Annotated in this window: 8 protein-coding genes; 3 read left to right on the top strand and 5 right to left on the bottom strand. The window is 60.7% G+C overall.

All coding sequences use genetic code 11. The annotated features are described in order from the left end of the window. Together MFF42_RS22420 and MFF42_RS22415 are read left to right on the top strand one after the other, a co-directional pair. Nucleotides 1-1,714 (top strand): type IV secretory system conjugative DNA transfer family protein (locus MFF42_RS22420; protein ID WP_238257881.1); only part of this gene is annotated, 1,714 nt, incomplete at its 5' end. Then, complete coding sequence (locus MFF42_RS22415) at nt 1,707-2,018, top strand: hypothetical protein (protein WP_238257880.1); 312 nt, start codon at nt 1,707-1,709, stop codon at nt 2,016-2,018. The genes MFF42_RS22420 and MFF42_RS22415, both read left to right, overlap by 8 nt. 5 nt (nt 2,019-2,023) lie before the next feature. Here the strand turns inward: MFF42_RS22415 and MFF42_RS22410 are convergent, their stop codons facing one another. The 4 genes from MFF42_RS22410 to MFF42_RS22395 form a co-directional block, all read right to left on the bottom strand. Next, on the bottom strand, nt 2,024-2,278 hold the full coding sequence (locus MFF42_RS22410; protein WP_238257879.1) for a hypothetical protein: 255 nt from the start codon (nt 2,276-2,278) through the stop codon (nt 2,024-2,026). A 130-nt stretch (nt 2,279-2,408) separates the two neighbouring features. Next, the gene (locus MFF42_RS22405) at nt 2,409-2,753 is read right to left on the bottom strand and encodes a hypothetical protein (protein WP_238257877.1); all 345 of its coding nucleotides are present in this window, start codon (nt 2,751-2,753) and stop codon (nt 2,409-2,411) included. Next, entirely contained in the window at nt 2,750-2,959 is a 210-nt protein-coding gene (locus MFF42_RS22400) for a hypothetical protein (RefSeq protein ID WP_238257875.1), read from the bottom strand. The genes MFF42_RS22405 and MFF42_RS22400 overlap by 4 nt, the downstream gene beginning before the upstream one ends. 29 nt (nt 2,960-2,988) lie before the next feature. Next, nucleotides 2,989-3,222 carry a hypothetical protein gene (locus MFF42_RS22395; RefSeq protein ID WP_128624309.1) on the bottom strand — a complete coding sequence of 78 codons (234 nt, stop codon included), beginning with the start codon at nt 3,220-3,222 and terminating at the stop codon, nt 2,989-2,991. Nucleotides 3,223-3,844: 622 nt separating this feature from the next. Here MFF42_RS22395 and MFF42_RS22390 point away from each other — a divergent pair. Then, the gene (locus MFF42_RS22390) at nt 3,845-4,402 is read left to right on the top strand and encodes a hypothetical protein (RefSeq protein WP_238257873.1); all 558 of its coding nucleotides are present in this window, start codon (nt 3,845-3,847) and stop codon (nt 4,400-4,402) included. Between the two features lie 66 nt (nt 4,403-4,468). Here the strand turns inward: MFF42_RS22390 and MFF42_RS22385 are convergent. Continuing rightward, nucleotides 4,469-5,236: hypothetical protein (locus MFF42_RS22385; RefSeq protein WP_238257872.1), on the bottom strand; the 768-nt coding region annotated here is incomplete at its 5' end.

Here is a 5,236-nt window from a genome sequence, read left to right as displayed (position 1 = left end):
GGGCATACGGCTCCGCGTCTATTTCCAGAACACTCACACAGTCTTGCACAAGAACGCGGGAAGAAAAACGGTCATGGCTAACCCTCAGCGACAGGGCTCATCAATCAGCATGTTTGCTCTGGCCGCCGCCTGCGCGTGGGGGGCCTGGAGCGTGCCGAATGATGCGGCGCAATGGTTTCTGGCGGCGTCCGGTGCGGTCGCTGTTATAGCCGGCACAGACCGGCGGCGGGCGGAGCAGGACCGCGAGCGCAAGCGTCGCGCTGCGGAGACGCCTAGCGGGGTCTATGGCACGGCGTCCTTCATGACGGGCGAAGAGGCTGTGCGCGCCGGTCTCACCAATCCGGCCGGCCTGTTCCTCGGGGCGCTTGAGGGGCGGATGCTGTTTCACACGGGCAAGGCGCATTGCATCTCCGTGGCCCCGGCACGATCCGGCAAGGGAACGTCGGCTGTTATTCCCAATCTGCTGCATTCCCAAGCCAGCACGTACATCATTGATCCCAAGGGTGAGCTCGCCGGTGTCACGGCACGGCACCGGCGAGAGACCTTCGGGCAGAAGGTCATTGTCCTCAACCCTTGGGGCCTGCACGGCCTGCCGAAACATCGCTTCAACCCGCTCGCCTATCTGATCGATATCTACGAGGACGAAACGATCCGGCGCGGCCTCACAGAAGAGGTCGCGGCGCTCGCCCTGCAGCTGGTCCCGGAGCCCGAAGACGCGCGCAACAAATTTTTCCGCGAGGGCAGTCGCAAGCTACTGCGCGCCATCATGCTGCATTTTGCGAGCCGGGGACGGCCCGCGTCCTGCACGCTGCCAGACCTGTGGCGCGTTCTTCAGAACGCAACCCGCATGGACGAGACGCTGATCGAGATGGCCGGGTCCGATGCGCTTGGCGGCGTGGTCGCGGACTTCGCCGACGACATTGCGCGCACCCTCGAAAAGAACCCCGAAAGCTTCCAGAGCTTCATTGAAGGGGCAACGCAGGCCGTGTCGATATTTGACCCGGCCGGGTGGCTTGCGGACAGCGTCATGGCTTCCGACTTCTCTTTCGGCGAACTGAAGACGGGGAAGGTCAGCGTCTATCTCGTCATCCCGCCGGACCGCGTCGCCACGCATGGGGCGTGGCTCGGGCTTCTCACGCGGCAGGCGATCACGGCGGTTGCGCGTCAGCCCGGCAATACGCCGGTGCTGTTCATGCTCGATGAGTTTGCGAACATGGGCAAGCTGGCGGGCCTATCGGAAAGCCTGACTCTGCTGCCAGGCCTGGGCGTGCGCGTGTGGATCATCGTGCAGTCACTCGATCAGCTGCGCACTGTGTATGGGCGGGAGGCAACGAACACGATCCTCTCGCAGGCCGAAGTCCAGCAGTTCTTCGCGGTCCAGGACCATGGGCTCGCAAAGATGCTGTCCGATGCGCTCGGTCAGCGCACCGTCAAGACCCTCTCGGTCAATCTCGGCCGCAAGGAAGACGACGACCCCGGCGAAAGCCGCGCGGAAGCGGCGCGCCCGCTCATGAGCCCGGACGAAATCCGGCTGATGCCGACGGGTCAGCAAATCCTGCTGATCCAATCCCACCCGCCGATCCGCGCGCAGCGCGTGCCATTCTGGACCGTCGCGCCCTGGCGCGACTGGGCCACACCCAATCCGGTCGAAGGCGTGCATCCGCGTCCAGAGCCGACATTCCGCCTGAACTACCGGAAGAAGCGCGATGACTGATCGTAGAGAGTTCGAGGTGAAGGTGGAGTCGGCCGCTTCCGACACCGCCATGCCGGACTGGGAGCGCCGCCTTTACGCGGGCGCAAATTGGCTTGATGGGCGGCTCGGTATTCGCTTTTGGATAATGGCAGGCCTCGTCATTGCCAGCCTCGTTGTCGGCACTCCGCATATTCTGGTCCACTATCAGTGCTATGGGCGCTGCGGCCAGAAGGCGACTGAGTTCAATTGCCAGTATTTCGGCGTGCGGGGTTGGCAAACGGCGGCACCGGAGCACGGCAAGTGTGCTCGGATCAGGCTGATGTGATCGCACTATGCCCCATATTCCTCAGCGGCAGAGTGGTAGGCGTCGAGCAAGTCCAGTTCGTTAAAAGGCGTCTTTTCTGGCACCATCATGACGCGGCCCGTCAATGCGATCCCAGCCGGGATATATAGAACATAGCCGCCCTTAGACGACGCAGTCGCTGAACCGACACGGTGCACCTTGTGGCGCTTCTGTCCTTTGTATTCAAAATTCTCAAAAACGATTAGTTCGTAACGCTCTGTGGATTTTAACTTCGCGGCCATTCTGAAACTCCCTCCGGCTGAAATTGATATCAATTCTGAAGGGAGTTTTCATTTCAGACAAATATATTCGGCCGCCCTAATATAGATCGTGAGACAATTTCTCTTGGGCGACTGATTTTACTGCTATCCCTCAGAGAAGGGATAGCTGCCGATCTGTTGGGTCTTCGATGCCATAGACCTGACGAGCCTTTGCGAGCGTTGTCTTGCCTTCGAAGGTCGGCTTCATGATCACATGGTTGTGCACCTCCCACGAAATCCAGATTTTCAGTCCCGCTCCCTGATAGGTGAGCGACAGTTGGTTGGGACCGCCCGACCCACCGAAGATGCCCAATTCGAAGGTGAGCGCGTCAGCAAGTTCCTGGTCGGTCAGGCCTCGGTCAGCGCGGTCCGCCCAACGGGCTTTACCGCCGGAGAAGCCCTGTGTCGCCGTGATGAAGCCGTCGCACTTATCGGCTTCAGTGAGAATGCGCGTCATGGCACTTCCTCGCTTTCAGCATCGAAATGGATTTCGGCGAGTCGGTCGCAGGTGCCGAAGTCGATGTTCGCTGCCACGCAGAAGTGTTTTAGATCGGCAAGCAGATCGCAGACGGCTTCTTCGTCGTAGGTGGGACTTTGTCCCCGGGTCCAGGCGGCGCGCGCGAGTGCGGCCATGGCGGTTTCGATATTCACAGAATTGCGCATGGTGTTGTCCTCCGAGTGGGGAGGGGCGCTTACGCGCCCGCTCCGTTGTTGTTTTCACTCGGATGGCGGAGGACAATGCGCCCGCCGTTGACCGGAACCAGGTCGAGCTGAAGGGTGAGGCCTTCGCCGTCCTGATGCGTCCACGCCGCGCCGATGCGGGTCCAGAAGGCTTTGTCCTCGTTCCCGGCGACGTGCCAGGCGATGTATGCCGGGGCGCGATTTTCGCGGGCGGGGCGGCGGTTCTGTTTTTCGTTGCGTGCCATGATGGAAGCTCCTTTCGCTTGGGTTGATCTCGACACGCTGACCGTCAGAGCGGGCGGAGAAGCGGACGGTTCACGGCGGATGCGGTGGAGGGGAATCGCCTGGCTTGCAGCAAGCGCAGCGCGGCGAAAGTCGGGGACACCGCCGCATCACCCGTCAGGGCCAAAGGGCCTTGAACCGGATGCGCGCCCGGTCAAGTTCAGGCGTAATCAGTCGAGGAAATCCTTTGCGGAAGGTCCGGCGCTCAAATGCACCGCAGGGCAGAACTGCTGCTCCCCGCTACCGTGAGCGTTCTGGATTCAGATGCGCACGATGCGGGACGGATAGCTTTCTATGCCGCTCAACGCGGGAGGTGGCAGTTGACGTGGTGATGAGGCCGACACGTGAGCGCGGGGTAAATCCGGCGGCGGTGCGCGCTCGACCCTCGATGCGATAATATAACTTATGACAAATAGGGCGCGGATCAGAGTGCCAGATCAACGGTTTGCCGCCAATCGGCTCATTTGCATTCTGCAAACAGCCAAGCACGCGCGCGACGCGCGGACAGCGTGACCAGCTTGTGGCCACGACCGGCGATGATGCTCCGATCATAAGGGATGCAGCTCGAACGAAGGGAGTTGCACCATGAAAAACGATCCCACCAGACATTCCGCCGGTCTTGAACTGAGCGAGGATTTCGTAAGTCGCGCCATCGCGCTGCGCGGCGGCAAGAACCTCGACGCCGCATTCCTGATGGACCTGCTCGATGCTGGTCTGGCCATCATGGAGCTATCGGCCGGCAGCCACGACGCGCGTTGCAGCAATCCGGACTGCGACGGCTGCCGCATCCGGACTCAGGAGCCGTCACCGACCATCATGGCGGAGTTCGCTGATGTTCATGCGCAGCTCGACCGGTCGTTGGAGAAAGCACAGGCCGGAGAAAAGACCGAGCGTGCGATCACCATGGCGGTGTCGGAAGCGAGCCTAATCTTCATGGCCTGGCTGGATCGCATGATCGAGAGCCGCATTCAGGGCGGGCTGCGCGTCGTCGGTCCCGAGATCAATATCGACCAGTCGATCGACATGGAACGTGCCGGGCGCTACCTCTCGAACCTCCTGATCAACAGCCTGGAACAGCAGATGGCGGAGTTTGTAGAGGGGCGGCATCCCCTGCTCTATCCGCGACTGGGCAAGCCAAGCTGAGTACTCGTCACCGCTATGGAAACAGAAACGGGCCGGCTCATCGCCGGCCCGTTTTTGCGTTGGCGATTAAGGCACGGTATCGAAACGGACATAGAACTCCTTCGCATGATCCTTGATCTGGAATGCCTTCTCCAGATCCTTCGGGACCGGAACGTAGATGCGATCCGCTGTGACAATCGTCGTCGTGCGGAACATCGAGCCGCCGGTTTCCTGCGAGCCGAGTGGTTCCCGCAGTTCAATGTCGTAGTACAAGCTCAATTCGCCTGTGGCGTCCGTGAAGATGTAGATGACCCGATGGGACCCCCAAATGACCTTTGTTGTATGGGGAAAGTGCAGGAATTCCCCTTCTCGCTTGTTCAGGCGGTCGGATAGCGCCAAAAACATCTGAAAATTGTTCAGTTTTGGATGAGCGTCTGAGACGGTCAGAACCTTCATGTCGCTCTTGACCTCTTCGCGCATGATCGGCGGGGCTGCCTCGAACTCATTGGTAGGCGGGGCGGCCGGTGCAGCGTCGATGATGCCCGGAAACTCCTGCTCGACAGTCCCAACCTGCTCCTGGGTAACCTCTTGACGCTGCACCGGGGAGCGACCGCCTCCACCCACGGCGCGGACGACTTCCGAAAACTCGACCTTGCCGGCGAGATAATCGGCAAGCAGGGATTCGGCCTCACCGAAGTCCGCGTAATCGACTCGGAACAGTTCCTTGTTCTGCTGTATCCGGCGAAAGAGGGCATCACGCCCAAGCTTCGTCGAGGATGGAACGTGGTCCCTTATCTGCGGATAAAGCTGCTCGCGAACAAAATCCTGAACGAATGGATCGAACGCCTCCCGCGC

The organism is Methylorubrum podarium, from assembly GCF_022179745.1.
Taxonomy (GTDB): domain Bacteria; phylum Pseudomonadota; class Alphaproteobacteria; order Rhizobiales; family Beijerinckiaceae; genus Methylobacterium; species Methylobacterium podarium.
This window is presented reverse-complemented; position numbering and strand designations above follow the sequence as displayed.

Coding starts and splice junctions, on each gene's coding strand:
- MFF42_RS22415 (WP_238257880.1), top strand. CDS start 1,707: ATGACTGATCGTAGAGAGTTCGAGGTGAAGGTGGAGTCGGCCGCTTCC.
- MFF42_RS22410 (WP_238257879.1), bottom strand. CDS start 2,278: ATGGCCGCGAAGTTAAAATCCACAGAGCGTTACGAACTAATCGTTTTT.
- MFF42_RS22405 (WP_238257877.1), bottom strand. CDS start 2,753: ATGACGCGCATTCTCACTGAAGCCGATAAGTGCGACGGCTTCATCACG.
- MFF42_RS22400 (WP_238257875.1), bottom strand. CDS start 2,959: ATGCGCAATTCTGTGAATATCGAAACCGCCATGGCCGCACTCGCGCGC.
- MFF42_RS22395 (WP_128624309.1), bottom strand. CDS start 3,222: ATGGCACGCAACGAAAAACAGAACCGCCGCCCCGCCCGCGAAAATCGC.
- MFF42_RS22390 (WP_238257873.1), top strand. CDS start 3,845: ATGAAAAACGATCCCACCAGACATTCCGCCGGTCTTGAACTGAGCGAG.